25 protein-coding genes and 2 riboswitches are annotated in these 26,033 nt (G+C 38.9%); of the genes, 11 read left to right on the top strand and 14 right to left on the bottom strand.

What is annotated here, in order from left to right; all coding sequences use genetic code 11:
• Positions 1-25: 25 nt before the first annotated feature.
• A complete protein-coding gene (locus CWR45_RS17530; protein ID WP_115751130.1) occupies positions 26-1,186 on the top strand; it encodes a pyridoxal-phosphate-dependent aminotransferase family protein in 1,161 nt (386 codons plus the stop codon).
• A complete protein-coding gene (gene serA, locus CWR45_RS17525) occupies positions 1,183-2,772 on the top strand; it encodes a phosphoglycerate dehydrogenase (protein ID WP_115751129.1) in 1,590 nt (529 codons plus the stop codon). The genes CWR45_RS17530 and serA overlap by 4 nt, the downstream gene beginning before the upstream one ends.
• A gap of 600 nt (positions 2,773-3,372) precedes the next feature.
• On the opposite strand, the gene CWR45_RS17520 is transcribed toward serA, so the two are convergent.
• Complete coding sequence (locus CWR45_RS17520; RefSeq protein WP_115751128.1) at positions 3,373-4,155, bottom strand: HAD family hydrolase; 783 nt, start codon at positions 4,153-4,155, stop codon at positions 3,373-3,375.
• Between the two features lie 141 nt (positions 4,156-4,296).
• On the opposite strand from CWR45_RS17520, the gene CWR45_RS17515 reads away from it, so the two are divergent.
• Complete coding sequence (locus CWR45_RS17515; RefSeq protein ID WP_115751127.1) at positions 4,297-5,391, top strand: branched-chain amino acid aminotransferase; 1,095 nt, start codon at positions 4,297-4,299, stop codon at positions 5,389-5,391.
• 65 nt (positions 5,392-5,456) lie between these two features.
• On the opposite strand, the gene CWR45_RS17510 is transcribed toward CWR45_RS17515, so the two are convergent.
• Entirely contained in the window at positions 5,457-5,660 is a 204-nt protein-coding gene (locus tag CWR45_RS17510) for an alpha/beta-type small acid-soluble spore protein (protein WP_115751126.1), read from the bottom strand.
• A gap of 177 nt (positions 5,661-5,837) precedes the next feature.
• Between CWR45_RS17510 and CWR45_RS17505 the strand changes: the two genes are divergently transcribed.
• Entirely contained in the window at positions 5,838-6,299 is a 462-nt protein-coding gene (locus tag CWR45_RS17505; protein WP_115751125.1) for an SRPBCC family protein, read from the top strand.
• A gap of 187 nt (positions 6,300-6,486) precedes the next feature.
• Positions 6,487-7,353, top strand: coding sequence for a YitT family protein (locus CWR45_RS17500; protein WP_115751124.1), 867 nt, complete (start codon positions 6,487-6,489; stop codon positions 7,351-7,353).
• Positions 7,354-7,414: 61 nt separating this feature from the next.
• Here the strand turns inward: CWR45_RS17500 and CWR45_RS17495 are convergent, their stop codons facing one another.
• The 6 genes from CWR45_RS17495 to CWR45_RS17470 form a co-directional block, all read right to left on the bottom strand.
• Positions 7,415-8,158 carry an ABC transporter ATP-binding protein gene (locus CWR45_RS17495; protein ID WP_115751123.1) on the bottom strand — a complete coding sequence of 248 codons (744 nt, stop codon included), beginning with the start codon at positions 8,156-8,158 and terminating at the stop codon, positions 7,415-7,417.
• 14 nt (positions 8,159-8,172) lie between these two features.
• Positions 8,173-9,021 (bottom strand): ABC transporter permease, encoded by an 849-nt coding sequence (locus CWR45_RS17490; protein ID WP_115751122.1) that lies wholly within the window; start codon positions 9,019-9,021, stop codon positions 8,173-8,175.
• A gap of 31 nt (positions 9,022-9,052) precedes the next feature.
• Positions 9,053-10,054, bottom strand: coding sequence for an aliphatic sulfonate ABC transporter substrate-binding protein (locus CWR45_RS17485; protein WP_115751121.1), 1,002 nt, complete (start codon positions 10,052-10,054; stop codon positions 9,053-9,055).
• A gap of 19 nt (positions 10,055-10,073) precedes the next feature.
• Complete coding sequence (locus tag CWR45_RS17480) at positions 10,074-11,396, bottom strand: O-acetylhomoserine aminocarboxypropyltransferase/cysteine synthase family protein (protein ID WP_115751120.1); 1,323 nt, start codon at positions 11,394-11,396, stop codon at positions 10,074-10,076.
• A gap of 141 nt (positions 11,397-11,537) precedes the next feature.
• On the bottom strand, positions 11,538-12,491 hold the full coding sequence (locus tag CWR45_RS17475; RefSeq protein WP_115751119.1) for an ATP-grasp domain-containing protein: 954 nt from the start codon (positions 12,489-12,491) through the stop codon (positions 11,538-11,540).
• A 239-nt stretch (positions 12,492-12,730) separates the two neighbouring features.
• Positions 12,731-13,783, bottom strand: a complete 1,053-nt coding sequence (locus CWR45_RS17470; protein WP_115751118.1) for an LLM class flavin-dependent oxidoreductase — start codon at positions 13,781-13,783, stop codon at positions 12,731-12,733.
• Positions 13,784-13,866: 83 nt separating this feature from the next.
• Positions 13,867-14,022, bottom strand: a riboswitch (SAM riboswitch).
• A 130-nt stretch (positions 14,023-14,152) separates the two neighbouring features.
• Positions 14,153-14,260, top strand: a riboswitch (SAM riboswitch).
• 116 nt (positions 14,261-14,376) lie between these two features.
• Here CWR45_RS17470 and ssuE point away from each other — a divergent pair.
• Positions 14,377-14,928 (top strand): NADPH-dependent FMN reductase, encoded by a 552-nt coding sequence (gene ssuE, locus CWR45_RS17465; RefSeq protein ID WP_115751117.1) that lies wholly within the window; start codon positions 14,377-14,379, stop codon positions 14,926-14,928.
• 30 nt (positions 14,929-14,958) lie between these two features.
• Positions 14,959-16,335 carry an LLM class flavin-dependent oxidoreductase gene (locus CWR45_RS17460; RefSeq protein ID WP_115751116.1) on the top strand — a complete coding sequence of 459 codons (1,377 nt, stop codon included), beginning with the start codon at positions 14,959-14,961 and terminating at the stop codon, positions 16,333-16,335.
• 238 nt (positions 16,336-16,573) lie between these two features.
• Here CWR45_RS17460 and CWR45_RS17455 read toward each other — a convergent pair whose 3' ends face one another.
• From CWR45_RS17455 to CWR45_RS17440, 4 genes are read right to left on the bottom strand one after another with little or no spacing between them, the layout of a single operon-like run.
• A complete protein-coding gene (locus CWR45_RS17455; RefSeq protein WP_115751115.1) occupies positions 16,574-17,353 on the bottom strand; it encodes a PHP domain-containing protein in 780 nt (259 codons plus the stop codon).
• A 45-nt stretch (positions 17,354-17,398) separates the two neighbouring features.
• Positions 17,399-18,223, bottom strand: a complete 825-nt coding sequence (locus tag CWR45_RS17450; RefSeq protein WP_115751114.1) for an energy-coupling factor transporter transmembrane component T family protein — start codon at positions 18,221-18,223, stop codon at positions 17,399-17,401.
• Positions 18,198-19,943 (bottom strand): ABC transporter ATP-binding protein, encoded by a 1,746-nt coding sequence (locus tag CWR45_RS17445; RefSeq protein ID WP_115751113.1) that lies wholly within the window; start codon positions 19,941-19,943, stop codon positions 18,198-18,200. Before CWR45_RS17445 ends, CWR45_RS17450 begins: the two co-directional genes overlap by 26 nt.
• The gene (locus CWR45_RS17440) at positions 19,940-20,809 is read right to left on the bottom strand and encodes a DUF8171 family membrane protein (RefSeq protein ID WP_115751112.1); all 870 of its coding nucleotides are present in this window, start codon (positions 20,807-20,809) and stop codon (positions 19,940-19,942) included. Before CWR45_RS17440 ends, CWR45_RS17445 begins: the two co-directional genes overlap by 4 nt.
• A 243-nt stretch (positions 20,810-21,052) precedes the next feature.
• On the opposite strand from CWR45_RS17440, the gene CWR45_RS17435 reads away from it, so the two are divergent.
• Positions 21,053-21,886 carry a MurR/RpiR family transcriptional regulator gene (locus CWR45_RS17435; RefSeq protein ID WP_245975454.1) on the top strand — a complete coding sequence of 278 codons (834 nt, stop codon included), beginning with the start codon at positions 21,053-21,055 and terminating at the stop codon, positions 21,884-21,886.
• 59 nt (positions 21,887-21,945) lie between these two features.
• On the opposite strand, the gene CWR45_RS17430 is transcribed toward CWR45_RS17435, so the two are convergent.
• Positions 21,946-22,896: a dipeptidase gene (locus tag CWR45_RS17430; RefSeq protein WP_115751111.1), complete on the bottom strand. Its 951-nt coding sequence runs from the start codon at positions 22,894-22,896 to the stop codon at positions 21,946-21,948.
• A 198-nt stretch (positions 22,897-23,094) separates the two neighbouring features.
• Here CWR45_RS17430 and CWR45_RS17425 point away from each other — a divergent pair, with 198 nt between their 5' ends.
• From CWR45_RS17425 to CWR45_RS17415, 3 genes are all read left to right on the top strand, one after another.
• Positions 23,095-23,319, top strand: a complete 225-nt coding sequence (locus CWR45_RS17425; RefSeq protein ID WP_115751110.1) for a DUF1659 domain-containing protein — start codon at positions 23,095-23,097, stop codon at positions 23,317-23,319.
• Between the two features lie 76 nt (positions 23,320-23,395).
• Positions 23,396-23,608: a DUF2922 domain-containing protein gene (locus tag CWR45_RS17420; protein WP_115751109.1), complete on the top strand. Its 213-nt coding sequence runs from the start codon at positions 23,396-23,398 to the stop codon at positions 23,606-23,608.
• Between the two features lie 176 nt (positions 23,609-23,784).
• Positions 23,785-23,958, top strand: a complete 174-nt coding sequence (locus tag CWR45_RS17415; protein WP_115751108.1) for a YvrJ family protein — start codon at positions 23,785-23,787, stop codon at positions 23,956-23,958.
• A gap of 402 nt (positions 23,959-24,360) precedes the next feature.
• Here CWR45_RS17415 and mbcS read toward each other — a convergent pair whose 3' ends face one another.
• On the bottom strand, positions 24,361-25,941 hold the full coding sequence (gene mbcS, locus CWR45_RS17410) for an acyl-CoA synthetase MbcS (RefSeq protein WP_115751107.1): 1,581 nt from the start codon (positions 25,939-25,941) through the stop codon (positions 24,361-24,363).
• Between the last annotated feature and the right edge of the window lie 92 nt (positions 25,942-26,033).

Raw genomic sequence — 26,033 nt, 5'->3', positions numbered from 1 at the left:
AGTAATGACTAAGGGGGACTAACAAATGCTAGCAGATCAACAATTACTAAGGATTCCTGGACCTAGTCCAATTCCACCAAGTGTTACCCGGGCAATGAGTAAACCGATGATTGGACATCGAGCAAATGAGACCAAACAACTATTGCAATCTATCAAGCCACGTTTAAAGCCAATTTTCGGTACAATGCAAGATGTGCTATTGATAGCCGGCAGTGGAACAGCAGGCCTTGAAGCGGCAGTCGTTAATACGGTAATGCCAGGTGACGAAGTTTTAGTCATTGTCACTGGAGCCTTTGGAGAACGTTTTAGTAAAATTTGCCTGGAATACAATATCACGGTACATGAGTTAGAAGTTGAATGGGGAGAGGCTGTAAAACCAGAAGCACTTAAGCAAGCACTGCATGAGCATCCGAATGTCAGTGTCGTTTTCTCAACATATTGCGAAACTTCAACAGGAGTACTCAATCCAATTGACCAATTAGCAAAGGCTGTCCATGAGTACTCCAATGCACTAATAGTAGTTGATGGTGTTTCCTGTGTAGCTGGTGTTGAAACAAAAATGGACGAATGGGGTATTGATGTTCTTGTTACTGGTTCACAGAAAGCGTTCATGCTGCCCGGAGGTTTAACCTTGATCGCCGCTAGTGACCGGGCCTGGAAAGTAATCGAAGCAAATCAACAGCCAAGCTTTTACTTCGATTTAAAAAAATACCGCAGCAGCAGTGAAGAGGACTCAACACCGTTCACACCTGCAACCTCCCTATTATTTGGTTTGGAACAGGTGCTGAATCTCTTTGATGAAGAAGGATTGGAGCAAGTTTATGCAAGACACCAGCTTATGATGAACATGACGAGATCCGCATTTCGTGCGCATGATATACCACTCTTAACAAATGACCAATCAGCATCACCAACCGTAACAGCAGTTCGCCCAGCAGATTTCGCAGCAGAAGATTTAAGAAAAGTGATTAAAAATGAATTTGGGCTAAGTATTGCTGGCGGACAGCAACACCTTAAGGGAGAAATATTCCGGATTGGTCATATGGGCTACTGCTCGCCTAGCGAAGTATTACAAACGATAGGGATTATCGAGCTTGGCATGGTGAAAATTGGTAAAGGAATCGATCTTGGCAAGGGTGTAAAGGCTGCCCAAGAAATTTATTTACAACAGGGGGATTTATCTTGAGCTTTAAAATCTTAATTAGTGATCCACTTAGCGAAGAAGGAATATACCCACTTCGTCAGGCAAATAATGTCAATATTGTTATGGATACAAGCTTGTCAGCAGAACAGCTGGAAGAGCGAATTCATGAATTTGATGCGCTTTTAGTACGCAGTCAAACTCAGGTTACCCGCTCACTAATCAGTAAAGCGACAAATTTAAAAATCATTGGACGTGCAGGTGTTGGTGTCGATAATATCGACCTTGATGCTGCTACCGAGCATGGGATTATCGTCGTCAATGCACCAAACGGAAATACCAATTCTGCTGCAGAACACACGATGGCAATGCTAATGGCATTATCAAGAAACATCCCACAAGCATACCACGCACTGAAAAATCAGAAATGGGACCGCAAGAAATATGTCGGTGTTGAGTTGAAAAACAAGACGCTTGGAATTGTAGGACTTGGAAGAATTGGTGTTGAAGTTGCTACAAGAGCGAAAGGACAACGGATGAACGTCATAGCCTTTGATCCATTTCTAACGGAAGAAAAAGCAGAGAAATTAGGAATTGGTTACGGTACTTTTGAAGAAGTAATCAAACAAGCAGATTTCATCACAGTTCACACTCCGTTATTGAAAGAAACAAGACATATGATTAATGCGCAAGCCTTCTCCTTAATGAAAGACGGTGTACAAATTATCAACTGTGCCCGTGGTGGCATTATTGATGAAGATGCACTATATGATGCAATTTTATCTGGAAAAGTAGCAGGCGCTGCACTGGACGTATTTGAACAGGAACCATTCATGGATCACAAATTGCTGGAGCTTCCCGAGGTTGTTGCAACACCACATTTAGGTGCGAGCACAGTCGAGGCACAGGAAAGTGTAGCAATCGATGTTAGTCATGATGTTATTAGCTTTTTAAATGGCGATATGGTGAAGAATCCGGTAAATCTTCCATCTCTGCCAAAAGAGGAATTAGCAAAAATTGAACCTTACTTTAATTTAGCAGAACGATTAGGAGAATTCTTAATCGAATTAACGAAGGAAGTTGCAGAAGAAATTAGCATCTCCTATTCTGGTGAGTTATATGAAATGGATGTTAAAGCCCTAACAAGAAATTTAGTAAAGGGAATTCTGAAGCGTCATCTTGGAAGTAATGTAAATGACGTCAATGCATTATTTCTTGCAGAAAGAAATGGAATTACCGTTAACGAGAATAAAACATCAGTACTTAAAGGATTCACGAATTTAATTAGCGTAGAAATTAAGACAAAATCAAAACAGAGAACAGTTGGCGGAACATTATTAAATGGTTTTGGTCCACGAATTGTCAGAGTTGATAATTATCATGTTGATGTTACACCTGAAGGACATATGGTTGTCATCCAACATATTGACCAGCCTGGTGTTGTTGGTAGAATGGGTACCATGCTAGCGAAGCATAATGTGAATATAGCAACAATGCAAGTTGATCGGTCTGACATTGGCGGGAATGCAATCATGATGCTAACGATTGACAAGCATTTGGAGCAGGACGCTTTAGAAGAACTAAAGAATTTAGAAGAAATAAAAGACGTTATTGCTATTGACTTACTATAAAGTGATATGAAAAGGAGTAATCTGTTCGGGTTAGATTACTCCTTTGTTTTATGTTTATTAGGTGGTTTGTTGATTTTTTTACTGGATTTATGAATTGTTTGTTTTTGCGGTGCGGCTGGGGAAGTTCGTGGTGAAATCCCTGAGCTCCTGCTGATTTGGCGGCGCCCCTGCTGATTTATTTTTTCTCCTGCTGATTTCCCGGTGCTCCTGCTGATTTATTTTTTCTCCTGCTGATTTACCACCGCTCCTGCTGATTTATTTTTCCTCCTGCTGATTTCCCGGCGCCCCTGCTGATTTATTTTTTCTCCTGCTGATTTCCCAGTGCTCCTGCTGATTTATTTTTTCTCCTGCTGATTCCCCGGTGCTCCTGCTGATTTATTTTTTCTCCTGCTGATTTCCCGGTGCTCCTGCTGATTTATTTTTTCTCCTGCTGATTTCCCGGTGCTCCCGCTGATAAAGCAACTCCACTGCCAATATCCTAAACCTCAGACAATAAACTTTATCTGATTTAAAAATCTCATAAATGCCCCTGAAAAATCCCATGTCACGATAAAAGCGGTACAGGATGCCTAGATAAACATTGCTTGGGACACATTACATTTACTTATTTTCTAAAATACTCAACAACTCAGTAAGACTCGAAATCTCATATGTTGGTTTCACTTCGCCTTTTTCCCTACCATGTCGATTTAGCCATACAGACGGAATCCCAGCACGATTTGCTCCAAGGATATCTGTATTCACATTATCTCCGACCATAATTGCTTCACTCTTATCAACCGAAAGTGTTGCAAGCGCATGCTCGAAAATAGTTTGATCTGGTTTTCCTCTGCCAAAATCACCGGAAATAATAATTTCATCGAAGTATGGAGCAAGCTCTGGTGTTATTCCAAGTTTCAAATTTTGTAGGCTTGGTGAACCATTTGTGATTAACAATAGCTTATATTCACCTTTTAACAGTTCAAGAACAGATAATGAATCATCATAGAGAAATGGACTTTCTTTTCTAGCCGTTCGGAAGAATTCCGAAAGTTCAAGTCCAAATTCAGGATTATCAATCCCTACATCCTGCAAACCAAGAGTCCATGCTTGTTCTCTGTATGCAGGCGCAATTTCTTTTAATTGACGAAATTCCTCCCGCTCATCATCGAATTCACCCCAAAGTCCTTCAAAAGGATTAATTCCAATCATTTGTGTAAATGGGTAAACTTCGTACGTTGCATATAGACGCCGGGCATTCTCTCTCACCTTACGTTCGAATGTATCTGGATTGATTCCAAATTTATCACTTGCAACTTTACATGTTAACTCAAACGCCATTTTTACACTTTTCTCATCCCATAGCAATGTATCATCTAAATCAAATAAAACTGCTTTTATCAACTTCTCTCAACTCCTCGAGCATTTTTTTAGAAAAAGTCCTAATTATAATTTAACATGAATTTTCTAAAAAGAGGCTTGCATTAGAATAAATTTTCTATTATGATATATAGAAAAACTTTCAGTAAACGAGGAGATAGTGAGATGGAAGACCAAACAATACGAGTAGAATTAACTGACAACAAGAAGGAAAAACCTAATGAAAACCAATTAGAATTTGGCAGAATATTTACTGATCATATGTTCATAATGGACTATGCAGAGCCAATTGGATGGCATGATGCACGTATTGTACCCTATCAACCCCTTGTAATAGAACCTTCTTCAATGATTTTTCACTACGGCCAATCCGTTTTTGAAGGATTAAAAGGATATCGTACAGAAACTGGTGAGATTCAGCTCTTCCGCCCGGAAAAGAATCTTCAACGTTTAAATCTTTCTAATGATCGACTTGTCATTCCACAGGTTGATGAGGACTTGGTACTCAAAGGTATTAAAGAACTTTTAGCTTTAGACAAAGACTGGGTTCCTCACGAAGAAGGAACGTCAATCTACATTCGTCCGTTTATTATCTCGACTGAACCATATCTTGGTGTGGCACCGTCAAAACATTTTAAATTGATCGTTATCATGTCACCTGTTGGTTCTTACTACAAAGAAGGATTAAACCCAGTAAAAATCGCCGTAGAGGATCAGTATGTTCGTGCGGTTAAAGGTGGAACTGGTGAAGCGAAGACTGGTGGTAACTATGCAGCTAGTCTAAAAGCACAGGAAATTGTTGAAAAGGAAGGCTATTCACAAGTGCTATGGCTTGATGGAATGGAACGTAAATATATTGAAGAAGTAGGCGCAATGAACGTATTCTTCAAAATAAATGGAGAGGTTATTACTCCACAATTAAATGGAAGTATTCTTGCTGGTATCACTAGGGATTCCGTTCTGCAATTATTAAAGTATTGGAATATCCCTGTCTCCGAACGAAGAGTTTCCATGCAGGAATTATATGAAGCACATCAAAGCGGACAGTTGGAGGAAGCATTCGGATCTGGAACTGCAGCAGTCATCTCACCAATTGGTGAACTCCGTTGGAATGGCGAGCATCTCGTAATTAATAATGGAGAAATTGGCGAATTATCTCAAAAGCTATATGATACAATCACATCAATCCAATATGGGAAATCAGAAGATTCTTTTGATTGGATTGAAAAGGTAAATTTAAAGAGTAAAGTAAATCTGTAATAAAATTGGAAGAAATGGTGCCTCATGTTGAGACACCATTTTTCATCGAGAGCAGTATTCTTCACTTACTCCTGCTTTCGATTTGCCATACTTTTTTCAGCGATCTGAATCATTCGTTTGACCATCTCGCCCCCCACCGATCCGTTCTCACGCGCAGTTGTGTCAGCTCCAAGTTCCACATCGAATTCATTGGCTATTTCTTCCTTCATCTTGTTCACTGCATTTTCCGCATTAGGCACTAACAATTGATTACGATTGTTGTTAGCCATCATTGATCACTCCTCGGGGGAATTGAACAGTATTACCTGTTCCTGCTTATCTTTCGACGAAGCAATTTTTTTATACTCGTTTTAACGAATGGTAAGTTCTATTTACTTTTCCTAAAACATATATTACCTTTGTATGTCTTTTTTAAACTTACCAACATTACATAGGAGGAAGATGGAATGGCACATGGCTCGCATCAGGTTAGACTTGAAATGCCGATTGAAAGAATCTGGGATTTTATAAGTGATATTAATAATTGGGCACCACTTGTTCCCGGATATCTGGAACATGAAATCATCAATCAAGAGCAATCAATTTGGAAATTGCATGGTGATATTGGCATGATCAAGAAAACGGTAAATCTAAAAGTAGATATCATAAAATGGCATAAACCAACCCATATTGCGTTTCGATTAACACGACTAAACGAATCAGCTATCGGAACTGGTTATTTTAAAGCTAAAACGTTAGCAGATTTATCTGTAGAAATGAGCGGGTATCTAAATATCTCCGCAAAAGGTATGCTCGGACAGATGGTAAACCCAATATTGAACACCTTCGTTCCAGTTGTTGGCAAGGAATTCACTGAAAAAGTTGCAACGAAAATACTGGAAAGAGATCGAGAAAGATTAATAGTCTAAAGTGATGTAACAATCTCCCTCTTCTCTCCAAACACTTGATGAACACGGATGTCACCACATCCGTGTTATTTATTATTTCAAACTTTATTTACAAGAAAATCTCTTTGCTTGTCTAAATCCTTATTTACTCCCTTACTCCAGAATGGTACAGTAAAAGACGGTATAATCATCTGGAGGGAAATGGAACATGAATGTGATAAAAAGAAATAAAAGTATTACCGAATTTTTCTATATTATTATCGGTGCAACATTAGTAGGATTAGCCTATAATATATTTTTTTTACCATCAAAGCTTGCTGCAGGTGGGATTTCCGGGGTATCGACCATATTATATGAATGGTATAGTTTCAGCCCCGCAATTACCCAATTAGTAATCAATATTCCGATATTTATTATTGGTTGGTTAACACTTGGAAAGGAATTTAGCTGGAAGACACTAGTTGGGACATTTTGGGTACCATTTATTATCTTTCTAAGTGAGGATATTCCCTTAACCATTACTAACCCACTGCTTGGTGCACTTTATGGTGGAATTATTCTTGGAGCAGGACTCGGAATCGTTTATCGAGGAAATGGCTCAACAGGGGGAACAGCTGCGATTGCACAGATTGTTAAGAAATTCACTGGTATTTCTAGTGGGTATTCACAATTTATTGTCGATGGAATTGTTGTTGCCTTATCTATTATCGTCTTTAATTTAGAGCTAACCCTCTTTGCACTTTTAGCAATTTACATTTCAGGAAAAGCAATTGATTTTGTCCAATTACGAACTTCTGCGACGAAGCTAATTGTTATTATTACCGATGAAGAGGAAAAAGTACAAAATCTTATTCACAATGAAATTGATCGTGGATTAACGAAGGTACGATCTGTTGGCGGCTATTCAAACATGGATAAGACAATGCTCTTATGTGTTGCAGAACAACCGGAAGCAGTGCATTTAAAGAAATTGCTTCAAAAAGAAGTACCAACATCATTCGTTATTTTTGTTAATGCATCTGAAATTATGGGACGAGGGTTCTCATTAGAGAAATATTATGGGCAGAAGCTCTAAACTATACTTATTTGCAGGCAAAAGACCACTGAAGTTATTATCTCCAGCGGTCTTATTTTCTTTAATTAACGCTTTCTTCTGCACGATTCAAATCTAGACTTTCCAATATTTCTGTTTTTAATTCCGCCAAAAGTTTACTTCCCCTTGCTCGCGGCCGCTGTTCGTTGATGCCTATTTCCTTATCAATTTCACCTGGTTGACCACGTAAAATAATAATTCGATCACAAAGATAAGTTGCCTCGTCAATATCATGCGTTACGATGACAATTGTTGATTGATAGGTTTCCCATATATCAAGCAGTAAATCCTGAAGCTGCATTTTTGTGAAGGCATCTAAGGCACTGAATGGTTCATCGAGCAATAATATTTCTGGTGACGTTACTAGCGCACGAGCAATAGCTACTCGTTGTGCCATCCCCCCAGATAGCTGTTTTGGATAAAGCTTCGCACTATCAGCTAAGCCAACATTTTTCAAGTACATTTTTCCTAATTTTTCTTTCTCGTTTTTGGTTCCCTTTAGTCCAAAAGTGACGTTATCAAGTACCGTTAACCAAGGAAATAATCGAGGTTCTTGGAAGATGAAGCCAATTTCGTCTTGAATGTCTCTTGTGATCGCACCATTTACAGCTATTTCTCCGTCATACTCGGAATCTAATCCTGAAATCGCTCTAAGCAACGTGCTTTTTCCACAGCCGCTCGTACCTAATAGTCCAATAATTTTCCCTTGCTTAGCGGAAAAGGAAACATCCCTTACTGCTTGTTTTCCAGCAAATGTCCGACCTACATTTCTTAATTCTAGACTCAAATAGCAACCCTCCTTCACGATTTAACGAGTCGATCCTGCCAGTGCAATGCTCGTGCTTCTATTATTTTCAGGATCCAATCCGTTAATTTTCCAATAAGTGCGAATAAGATAATGCTTGCTAAGATTGTTTCGGGTGATAACGTATTTTGCCCAAGTACTAATAAGTAGCCAAGACCTTGACTCGCCCCCATCAATTCTGCAGCAACAACGAACATCCACCCTAAGCCAAGACCGCTTCGTAAGCCAGTGAGAAATGAAGGGAGAGATGCAGGTAAAATAATTCTCGATACGAGTTGGAAGGAGTTAAGCTTATTAATTTTTCCAACTTCTATTAGTTTCCGATCAACACCAATAATTCCACTAATTATGTTTAAATAAACCGGGAAAAAGACCCCAACAGCAATCATCGTAATTTTCGATGGCTCACCAATTCCCATCCAAAGTATAAATAAAGGTACCCATGCAAGGGAGGGTATGGAACGAAAAGCTTGAATCATCGGATCAAATAACTGTTCTGCCTTTTGATAGAAACCAACAAACGAGCCAAGAACTACTGCTACTGCTGTCCCGAGGACAAACCCTGCTAGTACGCGGTAAGTTGTAATTCCAATATGTCCCCATAACGAACCATCCTGCCCAAGACCAACGATCGTTCCTAACACGACAGATGGGGCAGGAAGCATGTATGCAGGGAACACCTCTAGCCTGCTAAGTATCTCCCAAACAATTAGGAGAATTATTGGAATGATGCTTCCTAAGACGATATGCTCCACATTTTTGCTTCGTTTTATTTGTTGATCTTTTCTTTTCGAAGCATGTTCCTTTGTTAGCACGGTCGAGACTTCAGCTTCCATCTTTTCCATACCATTTCTCCCCTTACGCAAACTATATTTATCAATCCCCAATTGTTTCTTCCGCAAATGACGGATTAATTAAATCACTCGTGATCTCTTCAATATCAACATTTGCATCGATTACTTCCCCAGCTTGTAAAACCTTCCCAGCTTCAATTAATGCATCATGATGCACATCCGCTGGAATCGCTTCGGAAAAATCATTTCGTTCCAATGTTAGTTGAGCAACTTCAATTGAAATACTTGCTTCTTCTGCTAGAATTTCAGCTGCTTCTTTAGGATTTTCTAACGTCCATTCCCTTGCTTTTTCATACCCTGCAATTACACGATTAACATATTCCGGATGGCTCTTTGCGAAATCTTCTCTTACATTAAGGAATCCATACGTATTAAAATCAACATTACGATAAAATAGCGATGCATCTGACTCTAACTCCACGCGTGCCATATTCGGATCAAGCCCTGCCCATGCATCGACAGATCCTTTCGTCAATGCATTTGCCCCGTCTCCGTGCTGCATGTTGATGATTTCTACATCTTCTACTGGTATCCCTTCTTCATTCAGAGCACGGAGCAGAAAGATGTATGGATCTGTGCCTATTGTTGCAGCAACTTTTTTACCTGCTAAATCCTTCACAGAACTGATTCCAGATTCAGGCATCGTTACAAGTGCAGTCCATTCAGGCTTTGAATAAATATAAACATTATTAATTGGTGCTCCGTTCGCCTTCGATATCAATGCTGCTGCCCCAGCAGATGAACCGAAGTCAACACTATTACTGTTTAAAAATTCGAGTGCCTTGTTACTGCCCTGACTTAGCACCCATTCAATTTCAATTCCTTCTGCTTCAAATTCCTCTTCAAGCCAGCCTTTTTCCTTTAATACTAGGCTAGTCGGAGAATAGTATGCATAATCCATTCGAATTTTCTCTGGTGCTCCCTCTGTACTTGTACTTGAAGAACAACCAGCAATAAATAGTAATATGATTAAAAAAAACCCGATTGCCAAACCTCTTTGCTTAAACGGCCTCTTAAGCTTCATACTTTCACTCCCGATTTATTTACTGTTCGTTTCTAAACATACTCTCCTGCTTACTAGCAATTAGTGCTTGATGAATATCTGCTTTAATATCATCAATATCTTCCAGACCTATGGATAGTCTGATTTGTTCTGGGGTTACACCAGTAAGAAGTTGTTCTTCTTCCGAAAGCCGAGCATGTGTTGTACTAGCTGGATGAATGACAAGTGATTTTGAATCGCCAACATTTGCTACATGGGAGAATAATTTCACAGAAGCAATGAATTTCTTCGCAGCTTCCAGTCCACCTTTAATACCAAATGTAAAGATTGATCCTGCTCCTTTTGGTAAATAGGTTTTTGCTAGTTCATACTGTGAGTCGCCCTTTAATGTTGGGTAATTTACCCATGTGACCTGTTCATGCTCCGCTAGAAAGCTTGCAATTTCTTCAGCATTTTCCACATGCTGCTTCATTCGTAATGCCAACGATTCTAGTCCTTGAATGAATAGCCAACCATTAAAAGGAGATAAGGCTGTACCAAGGTTCTGCCCAAGGTCAAATCTCGCTTTCGCAATAAATGCACTCGCAGCAGATAATTCAACATAGGATTGATTATTTAATGCAGCAACTGGATCGGTAAACTCTGGAAATCTCCCATTATCCCATGCAAAATTTCCTGCCTCGACAATAATTCCACCGATCGATGTACCATGCCCGCCTATGAATTTCGTTGTGGAATGAACGACGATATCAGCACCAAATGAAATCGGCTTCTGAAGATATGGGGTAGTGAATGTAGAATCAACGACGAGCGGCAAATCATGCTCATGAGCAATCTTGCTAAGTGCTTTAATGTCAGCAATTTGCAAACCAGGATTTCCAATTGTTTCCGTATAGATTGCTTTTGTCTTATCAGTAATCGCATTTGCAACCTCGGCAAGATTCCTACCATCGACAAATCGAACGGTGACACCAAATCGTTTAAATGTGTCAGCTAATAATGTGTACGTTCCCCCGTATAATGCATTTGTTGCAATAATTTCATCCCCTACTTTTGCAAGGGTTAGTAATGCAATTGTAATGGCTGATTGCCCAGAGGATACAGCAAACGCATCGACGCCTCCTTCTAACTGAGCCATTCGTTTTTCAAATACATTATTTGTTGGATTCGCATTTCTAGAATAAATATACCCTTCCTCCTGCATCTGGAATAGTGATGCAGCATGCTCTGTACTATTGAATCCATATGATGTCGTTTGATAAATTGGCACTGCACGAGAACGGGTTACCTCATCTACTTCCTGCCCACCATGTTGGGCAATTGTATTAAAATTAAAACCTTCGCTATACTGATCGTTTGTCATATTTACTTTCCCCCATGAAATCCGATAATTTAACCATCGTTTATTACGTATATAATCGATGGATTAACTTGGTTTAATTTATATAGCGGTTAACCCCTCCTCATTTTGAGAGGGGTTACTTTAATAAGTTATTTAGAAATCTTATATTCCAACAGACAATGTTACTTTTTCTAGCTCTTTCCCTAAAAATTTCGCTACTTCTAACATACCGAATTTACCACTTGCTGATTCTGCATCACTATTATAATTTGTGTTTGTATTGATATCATAAGTGTAAATATTCCCGGCTTTATCCTCGATAAATTCGATACCGGCAATTTTTATATCATTTGCAGCAAGGACACGTTCATATTTTTCTAGTATAGGATGATTGAAGCCTTCGCGAATTTGAAACTTCGCTGGTTTTGAGCTTTCTTCACCGACCGGGCAGAATAAATCATCAATTGAACAAGCGTCTGCAGGGCATAGTTCAAACCCTTCTGAGGTATCGACACGAACGGCATAAACAAATTTCCCACCAACAAACTCACAGCGCGTAATATATGATTCTGGCGATTCAATATAATCTTGAAGCAATGTTACGCCATCAACAGGCTCTTCAAAGCTTGCACCTTCTACATACGTGCGCAATGCGTCAACCGATGTGAAAAGCTGTACCCCGAGTCCCTTTCCGGCACGATTATGCTTCGTAATAAATTTCCTACCATCGAAAGATTCTGCTGCTTTTAATATATTCTCTTTACCAACTGCTGCGATCGTTCTTGGTGTTTTTATCCCATATTTCTCAAGCTCTAAATATTGCAGTACTTTACTCACTTCCAATTGCAGTGCACGTGATCCATTAATAACCGTTCTGCCATGATGCTCAAGCCATGCAAGTACTGCATTCGTTAGTTCTGGTGAAAAACGATTGCCACGTGTATGTGAGGAGGCACTCATTCTACTGTAAAAAATTCCTTCTGGTGGTGCACTATTTAGATCAACAGTTCCACCATCAAGCAACCAATCTTCATATGGGAGTTCTAACTCTTCTAATCTCTTAATTAAATGTTCCGTCCACTCGTTATTCTCATGAATTACATGTATTTTGCTCATTTATCATTTCGCTCCTTGTAATATGCTAAAGGTTCTCGGGCCTGTCGCTCCAGAAATACACTACGCTGGGGATTGTGAGTTCCAAAATAAAAGAATACCAAACCCATTAATATTCGTATTTGATTTAACTTTAAGAATGGGAACACTATGAATAGAACTAACATTCAGATCTAAAAATCTCAGTTTTATCTAGTGCTCACTTTATCTAAATATTGTTTACTATACGATTGATGCCCTACTTATATATTCGTAAATGATGCTCTTAGTTGCTCAACTTTTGGCATTACTTGTTTAGAGAAGCGTTCTAATTCCTCTAGCTGCGGCGAACATTGTAATAAGAGTAAGTCGACTCCTACTTTCTCAAATTCTATGATTTGTTTCGCAATTTGTTCTGGCGTTCCAACAAGGTTTGGTCGGAGTCCTCGATTTGATACGGAATAATCCTGTAATTTAACCTGTTGCTCTAGCTCTGACATCGAAGTAAAATCTTTAAACCCAGCATATCCACTTAGGTCACCAACTGTAGTAATTCGTTTTACCTCTTCTAAAGCTTCTTCCTCTGTATCACGACAAACGACGTATGCTGCCATCCCAATCGATTGCAAGGCTTCACGCCCCGCAGCCTTTCTACGTTCCTTCATATCAGCAATCTTCACTTCTGCTTCTTCAACGGTATGCCCATGAAGGACATATGCATCACAAAGGGAAGAAATAACTTGCTTTCCTTTTTCACTTTCACCACCAGCATATAAAATCGGATTTGGTCTCTGTACTGGCTTCGGTGCCAGTTTAGTATTCTCAATTTGATAAAACTTACCATCATATGAGAACGTATCTTCAGTCCATAATCCTTTTAATATTTCCAAAAACTCTTCCGTTCTTTCGTACCGTTCATCATGTTCTGTAAAGTCCCCACCATATTGCTTCGCCTCTTCAGCCCACCAGCCAGACACAATATTTAGTGTAAACCGACCATTACTAATGTGATCAATATTCGCAGCCATCTTTGCCGTCACAGCAGGGTTATGGAATACCGGGCGTACTGCTGTCATAATTTCTATTTTTTCCGTAACTGCTGCAAGTGCCGCTGCCGTTGACCAAGCTTCAATTGAATCCGCTTCTGTTCCTTTGATATCATTTAAATATAATTCCGCAATTAACGTTGTATCATAACCCCAATCTTCAGCAGATTGAATTACTTTCTTAGCATAATCAAAGGTTGGTGGCATCTTCTCATCTTCTACATTTCTAAGCCATCCACCAAAAATAGGTAACCAAAATCCGTATTTCATTATAGACATCCCCTGTTCTAATAATAATAAGTAATAAAAAAACTCTTTCTAAGGATTCAGAAAGAGTGTAAACCTATTCCCTCTCCTTATCTTCCAAGCTGGACGCTTGATGGAATTGGCACAGTATTCTTAGAAAACTGTAGAAAGAAAAGTTTTTAGACTTTCTTAGCTACTAAGTTTATTAGAACCTGTTGCCGAGGTATCAATGGGCCATTTCCCTCCACCTCTCATGATAAGATTAAATAGAAAATATTGAATTGTTGATATGAATAATAATACAAAGTTTGGGAAATGTCAAACAATTAATTTATATTATACACAGTTGACTTATCGGAATTAATATATTAGAATATAACGAACAATCACATATTCTTATCAAGAGAAGCCGAGGGGTCTGGCCCAGTGAAGCTTCAGCAACCTCTGAATTTATTCAGAAAGGTGCTAATTCCAGCGAGATTCTTTCTTGAGAGATAAGAGCTGACAGATGATAAAACCAATCCTCTTTTCTCATTTAAAGAAAAGGGGATTTTTATTTTTTTATAAACCAACGATTCCAAAAAAAATAGAATGATGATTTGAGAGGAGAATTTATTATGAGTGACATTGTTATTATTTCGGGTAGTCCATCGGAACTTTCAAGATCAGAGCAGGTGCTAAAATATCTTGGTACATTGCTTGAAGAAACCGATTTCACTGTAACTCATTTTTCGGTTAAAGATGTACCCTACCAAGACTTATTCACGGGAAACTTCAATAGTCCTGCTGTTAAACAAATCGCGACAACAATACTGGATGCTAAAGGAGTAATTGTTGGTTCCCCAGTATATAAAGGAGCTTACTCAGGAGTATTGAAAGCATTTATTGATGTTTTACCACAGGATCTTCTCAAGCATAAACCTGTGCTCCCGTTAATGACTGGTGGCAGCCCATCTCATTTGTTAGCACTGGAATATTCCCTGAAACCACTACTTTCCACTCTAAAGGCTCATAATTTAAAAGGGGTTTATTTACTTGATGATCAGATTGATAAGCATAATCCAAGTCCAATTCTCAATGATGACATTTTACAACGAACAAAAAAACAACTCGATTATTTCATTCAATTAGTAAATAATCCAGCATTAACCTTTTCCGTAAGCTATTAATAAAGTTATTTCATAGGAGGAATAAACCCAATGACAAAAAAACGAATTTATTTAAATGCCTTTGATATGAACACACCTGGCCATCAATCTCCTGGTCTTTGGCAGCATCCCGATGATGAGTCACATCGCTATAAAGATAGCGAGTATTGGATACACCTTGCGAAGACATTGGAAAAAGGAAGATTTGACGCTGTCTTCATTGCTGACGTGTTAGGAACATACGATGTGTACAATAATTCAAGAGATGCGGCAGTACGAAATGGTGTGCAATCGCCTGTTAATGATCCATTTTTAATCGTTCCATTGATGTCGGCGGTTACGAAACACTTAGGGTTTGGGGTAACAGCGTCTGTTACACATGAGCATCCCTACACTTTCGCTCGCAAGATGAGTACTTTAGACCATTTAACAAAAGGGCGTGTCGGCTGGAACATTGTTACCTCTTATCTCAAAAGCGCGGCTATTAATATGGGGCTTGATGATCAAATTAAACATGATGAGCGTTACGATATTGCTGCGGAATATTTAGAAGTATGCTATAAACTGTGGGAAGCGAGTTGGGAAGATGACGCTGTAAAGGTTGATAAAGCAAATGGAGTCTACACGGACCCAAGCAAGGTTCACAATATTAATCATGAAGGTAAATACTTTAAAGTTCCTGGCGCACATTTAAGCGAACCATCTCCACAACGTACACCAGTCTTGTATCAAGCAGGTGCATCAACAAAAGGACGTGCATTTGCAGCGAACAACGCAGAATTAGTTTTCATCAGTGCACCAAATATTGCAGTAGCAAAAGAAACCGTAAAGAAACTAAGGACCGAGGTTGCGTCCACTGGAAGAGACGAAGATGAAGTAAAAATCCTTAATATGTTAATCCCAATTGTTGGGGAAACAGAGGAAGAAGCAAAAGCGAAACTGGAAGAATATCGAGGATATATTAGTGCGGAAGGAGCATTAGCCTTGTTTGGCGGCTGGACCGGTGTTGATTTATCTGGTTATGCAAAGGATCAAGAAATTCAATATATTGAAAATGACGCCATCCGTTCTGCCCTTGAAAACTTTACGAAAATTCATGCAGACCGCCCTTCAACCGTTGAGGATGTTATCAATGCAATCGGCGTTGGCGGTATGGGGACAGCTGTTGCTGGTACACCAGAACAAATTGCCGATGAAATGGAAAGATGGGTAGACGAAGCTGGAGTGGACGGCTTTAACATTGCTTATGCTATTACACCAGGAACCTTCGAGGACTTTGTGGAATACGTCGTGCCTGTTTTACAAGCAAGAGGCCTCGTTCCGAGAGAATACGAAGGAACAACACTTCGCGATAATCTCTATGGTAAAGGGGATTATTTACCTGAGCACCATCCGGGAAAACAAGTAAATGCTTTAAAAGTAGAATAATAAATTTATAAAACCCTTGCAAAAGATAAATGGTCTTTTGCAAGGGTTTTATTTGATTTGTAGAAGTGTATTAGTTTAGTTGGAGATTTGTTTTGGCTCTACTGGCACTGCTTAATTCTTTCTCGTGCTCGTATCCAAGACATCCCTAAGCTACGCCGAGTCCGCCAATATCAAAACAACTTTGCTCTCGCTGTTACATTTAAATCGAAATAGAAATTATATACCATCATATCCGCCTCTACAAATTAACCTCAAGTCTACCACTCTTATTTAACAGCTGCTTCATTAATTTCTTCACAAGCGTCGCTGACTTCACTTTGATTTCAAGGGTTGGCGATACTTCTAGCTTGTAATCCCCATTAATAATACATGATTTTAATTCTGCTGCCGTTTGACAATCCACCATAAAATCATTGTACACACTGCTATATTGTAAAAATTGATGGGTATCACTTCCTGCAACGATTGGCAGTCCATGTTCGTCTGCGAAGCTTTTCAACTTTTGATAGTATGTGTCTGTTCCATATGCATATAGATCCTTGCCGTTTAAGTCCAGTGCATCTAATCTCATAAGCTGTTCGGGATCATGCTGATGTAACGGCGTGCTTTCCCGGAATGCATGTGCTCCTATTTTCAGGACATCTTCCTTTTCAGCTAAATCAAGCAAATCTTTAAAAGGAATAAAATTGGATTTATCTGTATGATTATCTAATGCCGCCCGGATATTAAGAATTGCTTCACGGCCACCAATTAACAAAATATGACCTGTTTCCTTAACATCAACTTCGATACCAGGAAAAAGTTTTAACCCCTCGACAAAATAATAGCCATTTTCGTATGGATAATTTTTTGCAAGATACTCATAAATATCATTAAAACGAAGTGTATTAAAATGCTCTGTCATTGCTAGCGCATCCAATCCACTCGCTTTTGCTTCCTTCATCATTTCTTTAAAATATTCTGGCATAAAGGTTGATTGTTTGGAAATTTTTACATGTGTGTGAAAATCTATCTTCATTGTTGCCCCTCCAAAGTAAAAAGTTTAATTTTCATAATATGTGTCTTACTTAAAATAAAGAATTCCAAAAACAAATAAACTAATAACATAGACTAACGAAAATGCGAGAAACCAATAATCACGCGAACGGAAGGCAAGATGTGCAAGCTTAATCGCCTTCACCTTGGGATTATTGAAAGCATAGAAGCTACCTTTTGTTTCTAATGCCTCAACTGTCGTTCTCGCCCTTTTTGATGTACTGAGCATCAATGGATAAAAAGAAAGCATTGCTATTTTGACAAAATAGGCAATCGAACGCCAGTAAAGGATGCCATGCTTTTCAGGTGCCTTTCCTCGCAAGCGAAATGAGAGAAACACATGATGATATTCCTCAATTAAACTTGGCAGCATTCTGTATGCATAGGAAATACTAAAGGACACTTGACCAGGTACGCCAATTTTTAGCAAACCGTCACTTAGCTTTTCTGGATCCATTGAGGTGAACACCGAAATACTTGCAAGCGAAATGATTGAGAGCTTCATCGTTAGAATTACAAGCGGCATGATGGTACTGAAATCCCCTCCGAAAAACCAAGCCGCGAGCAGTAAATAGCCACCCTGTCCTAATAATCCCAAACAAAGGATAAAAATAATTAATGGACTCGATTTTGCGATTAACATCATCACGGCGACAAATGCGAACATCCCGATTAAGATTGCTTGATTATGAATAAACCATGGAGCAAATCCGAAGAATAAATACCAAATAAATAGCGTTCTCGGATCAAGCTTTGCCAAAAATGTTTGATCATTTCCATAGGCAGTATTCAGCAGTTCGATTTTCACCTGTTCGACAGAGAGTTTATCAAATAATTTTTGTCTGTATTCCATCACTATTCTCCTCTCCGAATTGCTTATTTACGGTAGCAACAAAATCATCGACTGTATATGAAACTGGTGACATGTATAGTTCTCGACTCAATTCCATAATTTGTGGTGGATTCAGTCCCGCCGAGTTCAATAGCTCTCGGTCATTAAAGACAGATTCCCTCGTTCCATCATGAAGTACATTACCATCCTTTAGCACAATGATTCGATTTGCCCATTCTGCTACAAGCTGCATATCATGGGTTGCTACTAATACTGCCTCTACATTATCTTCAAGGGTACCGATTAATCTTGTAATATGCTTTCTCGTTGCAATATCTAAATTTGCTGTCGGTTCGTCCAGTAAGATAATCGAAGGATTCATCGCCACACCAATCGCTAATGAAGCGCGTCGCTGTTGCCCACCACTCATCAGTCTGCTATCACGTTCCTGCAAACTTGTCAGTTCAAATTGCTCCAGAATTCGATCGACTTTTTTTCCATATTCCGGTATCTTTCTAGCCTTCAGGAAAAACTCAACATCCTTGCGTACAGAGTCTTCAATGAACATTTCTTCTGGGTTTTGGTAAATATACGTAACAAAATCGGCCAATTTTTCTGGTGAATAATCTCGGGTATTCTTTCCTTTCACCGTAACATTTCCTCTTTCAGGCTTTACAAGTCCTGTTATTAACCGCATTAACGATGATTTTCCAGCGCCATTATTACCCACGAGTGCTATTCGATCACCCTGATTAATATTTAAATCGATGCCATTGAGCACTGTTTTTTTCGATCTTGTAATTGTTTTATAGGCAAAGCTTACTTGCTCCATCTCGACTACTGGCCGTAGACAAGCTCTTTCCAGATTATTCGTTGGTCCATGCACAGCGACTTCTTCTACATACTTCTGATTCGGAAATATTTCGAGTGCTTCTTGCAGCGTTATCGGGATGCTTTTATTTGAGAAGGCATCGAGTTTATAAGCGGCCTGGGTTACTTGTGGAGGAAATATTTGTCTTTCCATTAACTGATCAACAAGCCGTAGCGCATCTGCTGTTGGTTTTTTCCATAATACATTCCCTTTATCCATCAAGACTACTTGTTTACAGTAATCTGCGATGAATTCTGTATGATGTTCAATAACAATAATTGTTTTTCCATACTCTTCATTTAACATTTTTAATACGTTGTAAATCTCTTTCGCATGGAAGGGATCGAGCTGGGCGATTGGTTCATCCATAATTAATATATCTGGATCAAGGGAAATAGCGCCAGCGAGGGCAAGCAAATGCTTTTGCCCTCCGCTAAGCTGCCAAATAAATTCATCATCATGACCAGTTAAACCAGCAAGCTCTAACGCCCGCTTGCCCCGGTCTTTATAATCGGCATATCCAAAGTTAAGGGGAGCAAAGCTAGCATCCTCTAACACTCTTGCCCGGACAAGCTGATTATCAAAGTCTTGATACACATAACCGACATGTTGGGACAGATCTGCCACTTTTGTTTCCTCAGTATTAAGTTCTTTCACGGTAGCACTGCCAGTAAAGTCACCAACATAATAGTGTGGGATAAGTCCGTTGATTAATTTGCAAAGCGTAGATTTCCCACTACCATTCCCACCAATGATGGCAACGAATTCACCTTTGTTAATTGTCAGAGAAACATCATTTAAAACGGGTTCTTCTCCACCCGGATATTTAAATGTTACATTTTCTATTTTTATTTGCTCGGCGGATGTCATTGAACTTTCCTCTCATCCACGTTTTCTGGAATTTTATTACCTTTTCTTGTTACCATTAAAATAATCGTTAAGACTGCAATCACTGCCGAAACACCAATACTCACCCACATGAAATTATCACCGAAATCGGCTTCCCACTCTACATTAAAATCTGTTTCTGATAGGAACTCAAAGAAGAATGCAAGTAACGCTAACATAATTCCGCCGACAACTAATCTTGGCGTCACGATTTCACCTGTAGAGAATTTCATCCTATTATCCCTAGGCTTCATACCGAGTAATGGTTCGATTTTCCCGTATAGACGTGGAACTAAATACAACGTTGGTAATAGTGCAAATAAAATACCAGAGAATAGTACATCATTTAAAAATGCAAAGCCTTCAATAACGACAATACTTTCTGCAAGTCCTGGAACTGCTTCTAACTCTTCAACACCAATCCATACCTTACCAATATCGACCATCATGCTAATGAACTGGTGAATAATCACACCAGTAATTGCAGCAATACCGACTTGTTTTTTGTTTCTTGGGTCTTTCACAAGTGATCCCGCTATGTACATTGCAAGTGAGAAGGCAATAAACTTCTCAAGCTCACCAAAGCCACCAAATTGCCCTAACATTATTTCTCCAAAGATTACTTCCCCTAATGCGGCGCCAACTGCTGCATAAAGCGGATGGAATAGCATACATAATGTTAATGGAATAAATGCAAAATACTCGATGGAAAATTCAATTGGCCCCAAATATGCGGATGGAACTAATTCTGTAATCATATTTGATAGCCCGTAAAGTGACATCGATAATATAAATACCATCATCTTCTGCGAACTTGTTAATACATACCTCTCTTTAAAATGGCTCATGGATAGCCCTCCCTTGTCATATTGACTTCATTTTAATTGGCTTATATTAAAGGAGTATGGATTTCGTGTAAAAGTAATGTTAATTATTTTTCGTATATTTACTTTATGTAAAAAAACTTACATTTCCCTTTTTCACATCTTTTACCTGTGGTAGTATCTAACTTGCAGGCGCTAATACCAGAATACTTTCTCAACCTTGATTTATTAAAGAGAGGAAATACTAGCCAATGGGAGGAATTGAGCTTGATAGATTTAAAGTGGGATACAAAAGCAATGTCGCCGAACCAATATAAATTAGCAGATTATATTCAGAAGAATTTCAACCATGTTTTATTATCAACTGAGCAGGAAATTTCCGATGCATTAAAAATAAGTATAGCGACCGTCTCTCGTTTTTGGCGTACAGTAGGATATAAAAATTTTAAAGATTTTAAAGCAACAATGAGAAGACAGCTCGATGTCTCACCCGCAGGTAAAATGGAGAACATCATGAATAGTGTTGCTGGACAAGAGATTGAGCATCATAATTTATATGTATCAATCAATCATCTGCAAAAAACAATCGAGCATTTCTCCGACCACTCATTTAATGTTGCCGTAGAAATGTTAACAACTGCAAAGCAAATTTACATCCATAGTCCCGGTCCATCTGAGGGGCTTGGAGCATTAATGACCTATCGATTATCTCGATTTGGCTTAAGCCTTCAATCTTTTGAAAAAGGTGGAAGTGAAATTCTTGAGGATCTATTGCATTTAACAAAGGATGATGTCGTCGTTCTCTTCGCATTTGTCCGTATTCTCCCTGAAGCAAAGGTCATTTTAGAGCACGCTAAACAAATTGGATTCCAAACAATTATTATTACCGATCAACTTGTCTCTAATTTTGCAAATTATGGGGACATCGTATTGTTTGCGAGTCGTGGGGAAATGTGGGAGTTCCACTCGATGGTCGCCCCAACATTTCTGATTGAAAATTTGATTATCACTATCGGTATGAAAAATAAAGATGCAAATTTACAACGCCTGGAGCAGCTTAGCGGTTTACGAAAGCGGTATGCGGAGGAATTGCCAAGATGAATACTTATAGAGGTGTGAAGAAACGAGGGATATAAACTCCCTCATTTTCAATTCACGTTCTACTTCGGACGATGCTCCAAAAAATTCCGATAAGCAAACCCTCTTACCTGATCCTCACTATAATGTTTAAGCAGCTCATTGATTAAGTTAGGATACTGCGCTGCATTTTCCAATTGACTGACAAAGCTGCTTATCCCATCAAAGTCAGAGCCAAAACCGACTTGCTTTTCGCCGCCTAGTGAGCAAAGGTGGTCAATATGCTTCATCAAATCGCTAATCGTTGCTGTGTCGCTATCTTTATTAATAAATGGTGGATTGTAAACTACATGGATAAGGCCGTTTTTTGTAAACATCGCCTTCACTTGATCATCATATAAATTCCGCGGATGATCACATATCGCCCTAGCGTTTGCATGGCTTGCCATTGGAAACTCTGCATGCTCCAGTATATCCCAAAATCCTTGAATCGTAGAATGAGATACATCTGTAAACACAAGGTTTTCATTGTTTAGCTTCACGACTTCTTTACCTAGTAATGTCAGTCCGCCACCACGCGGTTCACCAGCCCCGTCTGCACATAAATTCGCATTATTCCACGTCATTCCCATGTATTTAATACCCGCTCGGTACAAATGACGTAATTTAACGAGGTCATTTCCGAATGCATCTGCACCTTCTAATGCCAGAACAGCACCTATATCTCCATCACCCAGTGCATCAAAGTCCTCCCATGCTTTAATATGTTTTACTTCCGGATTTTTTTCTATAATTTCCGTATAAAATAAATCAATTTGTTCCAGCGCATGTTGCCATTTCTCATCTGATGGAATATCTGGATCAATAAAAATCGCAAAAAATTGTGCCTGTACATTTCCCTGCTTTAATCGTTCTAGATTTGTATCTATTTTAGCAGAATTTCTGAAATCCAATGTTTGTTCACCCGGATAATGCCCTCTTTTTGCCATTTGTAATTTCAATAATGCATCACAATGCGTATCAATAACTCTCATCGCAGACGCTCCCTTTTTTCTTTATTTTATCACTATTCATTTATGAATGTAGACTATATATTATTTTCTATAATCACAAAAGAAACAACATTAGCAACCCCAAATTGCTAATAAAACATTGCTTTCAAAAATCTTTTTTTAATCACACCCCCTTTTTCTAACTTCATTCGATTGTAGTAGTGAAAGGAGGTGAGGAACATGGCAGTAGCAGATTTAACAAAAACAACGTTGCAGTTAGTGCTAAACGATGGCAATGATTTGGAAACTGGTAAAACAATTTACAAGTCAAAAAGCTTTAATAATGTGAAAACAGAAGCAACATCAGATCAGCTTTTTACTATCGCAAAGGCAATTGCAGCATTGCAGCAACGTCCTCTTTACGAAATCAAGCGTAGAGACGAATCAGATATTCGAGGCGAGTAAGTAAAAACCCTTGAATTATCCTCACTGTACTGGAAGCACTTAATAAAAAAAGAAAAGTTGAAAGGAGGAGAGATACTTGAAAACACTAGAGCTTAAATTTGTTAATAATGATGGGAAGATTGTTACGCATTCCATTGAAAAGCCGATTGAACCTGTAGATCCTGCAGCAATCAATGCAGCAATGGATGAGATCCTTACGCAAAATGCATTTACTTCTGCTGGCGGAGATCTAGTCTCTAAGAAGAGTGCTCGACTTGTTGAGCATAATGTTGAAGAAATTGAATTATAATCATCATGACACATGACCAGTCGTAACCTACTGGTCATGTTTTTAATTAAAATATTGCTTAGGAAAATTAGGTTTAATGATGTGGAGTGGATTTATCGTATTAAAGAACTTGAGTCAACACTCTGCTACCTAAATTAAATCCCTAAGCAACTACCGAATAAGAATGGAGGTTAACGATGGAAACATGGGTGTCATTCATTACAGAGGTTGGCTTTCCAATTGCGGTGACATTTTATTTATTACACCGCATTGAAGGTAAGCTTAATCTGCTAATTGAATCAATTCATTCCTTGCCAGCTAAAATGAAGGAGCAGCAACAAGCTCCTTCTCTTGTAAAAAAGTCTGAATGAAGAGCAAAAGCTTAGCGACGTACAGACAGCGCCTCTCAGTTCGGGGTGGTTCGACGTTTCGAACATTCTTTCGCAGGAGATAAAGGAAACATGCCCCTTTACTATAGGGTTATTGCCTACGTTGTCAAAGCCTGCTTTTAGTCGGCCATCCTTAACAACAGGAATCGATGTTGACTTTTATCACACAAGAGTATAAGTGCGACTAAGCCTCATGTGTAACCAATCATCAAGTCTTCTTTAGCGTACGGAGACGAGGGAAGTTTCGCTAGGAGCACAGGCTCTGAACCTGGACGTGGCCAATCTTGTTACAAGAGTTATGACAGAGGATTTTTCACACCTTTCTTTCCCTGTAAGTAAAAAACTCCCATCGATAAGGTTATCCTCTATCGATGGGAGTTTTTCTTATTTCAAATTATCTTTTTCTTGTTGTCTTAATTCGACACGGCGAATTTTTCCTGAAGAGGTCTTAGGTAATTCATCAATGAACTCAATTTTTCTAGGATATTTGTATGGTGCTGTTAATTGCTTTGTATGGTTTTGTAGTTCTTTAATTAACTCGGCCCCTGTATCCTTCACATTATCCTGTAAAACGATGAATGCTTTGACGACATTCCCGCGAATTTCGTCTGGACTTGCTACTACGGCACATTCTTTTACTGCTGGATGCTTCACTAATGCATCCTCAACTTCGAATGGTCCAATTGTATAGCCTGAGCTAATGATAATATCATCATTTCTTCCCTCAAACCAGAAATAGCCCTCATCATCTAATGAAGCTTGGTCGCCAGTTATGTAGAAGTTACCACGATGTGATTTCTTCGTGCGTTCCTCATCCTTATAATAACCTTTAAACAATGCTGGTGTATCTAGTGGAATAGCGATATCACCAACTACTCCTGGTGCAACAGGATTTCCGTCCTCGTCAATTAATTGCACATCATTACCTGGGATTGGTTTACCCATTGAACCGGCTTTAACTTTCATACCTTTTAAGAATCCAAGAAGCAATGTGTTTTCTGTTTGGCCATAACCATCACGAACTGTCACATTAAAGTATTTTTCAAATTGATCAATTACCTCACGATTTAATGGTTCACCAGCAGAAACTGCACTATGCACTGCTGATAAATCATAGTCCCCTAGATTATCAAGCTTCGCCATTAAGCGGTATTCTGTAGGTGTACAGCAAAATACATTAATTTGATTTTTTTCTATTAAAGAGAGATATTTCTTCGCTTCGAATTTACCGCTATAAACAAAGCCTGTAGCACCTGATCCGAGTACTGATAAAAATGGACTCCAAACCCATTTCTGCCAGCCTGGTGCAGCTGTTGCCCAAACCGTATCACCATCTTTGATCCCTAACCAGTGAGCTGGTGCTGAGCCCATGTGAGCAAATCCCCATGCATGGCTGTGCATTACTGCTTTAGGGTTGCTCGTAGTACCCGATGTATAGGGTAAGAATGCGAGATCGTCCCTTGTCGTTGCAACCATTTCTAATTCATCTGATGCAGAATCTTTTAATTTATCTAAGCTAATCCATTCAGCTTTCTCATCGCCAACCGTAAATTTCACAAGCTCTGCAAATTGATCCGTTCCTGTAAATTCATCAGTGAACGACGTGAAGCTCACAACACCTTTAACTTCACCATGTGTGATTCTATATTGTAAATCCTTTGTACGAAACATTTCCGAACTAGGAATAATGATAATTCCTGTTTTCAATGCAGCAATATATATCTCATATGTTTCAATGAGACGGGGCATCATTACTAGTAACCTATCCCCTTTTTTGAGTCCTTTTTCTAAAAATATATTCCCTATTTTGTTCGCATTTTTAATTAACTCTTCATACGTGATTTCTCTTCTGTTGCCATACTCATCTTCCCAAATTATCGCCTTACGTTCAGGATCATTTGCATACTTTTCGAATTCCATTACAATATTATAATTTTCCGGTGCAATTAAATCTTCTCTATTCAACAATATCACCCTCACATTTTTAGTACTAGATACTAACTCCTAATCATTATATCAGACTCTAATCTTTTAAAAAAGAAAAATTTACAAGCTAT

Origin of the sequence: Oceanobacillus chungangensis (assembly GCF_003369565.1) — a bacterium.
Taxonomy (GTDB): Bacteria; Bacillota; Bacilli; order Bacillales; family Amphibacillaceae; genus Oceanobacillus; species Oceanobacillus chungangensis.
Note: the sequence above shows the minus strand (reverse complement) of the source record. Positions and strands in the feature narration are given on the sequence as shown.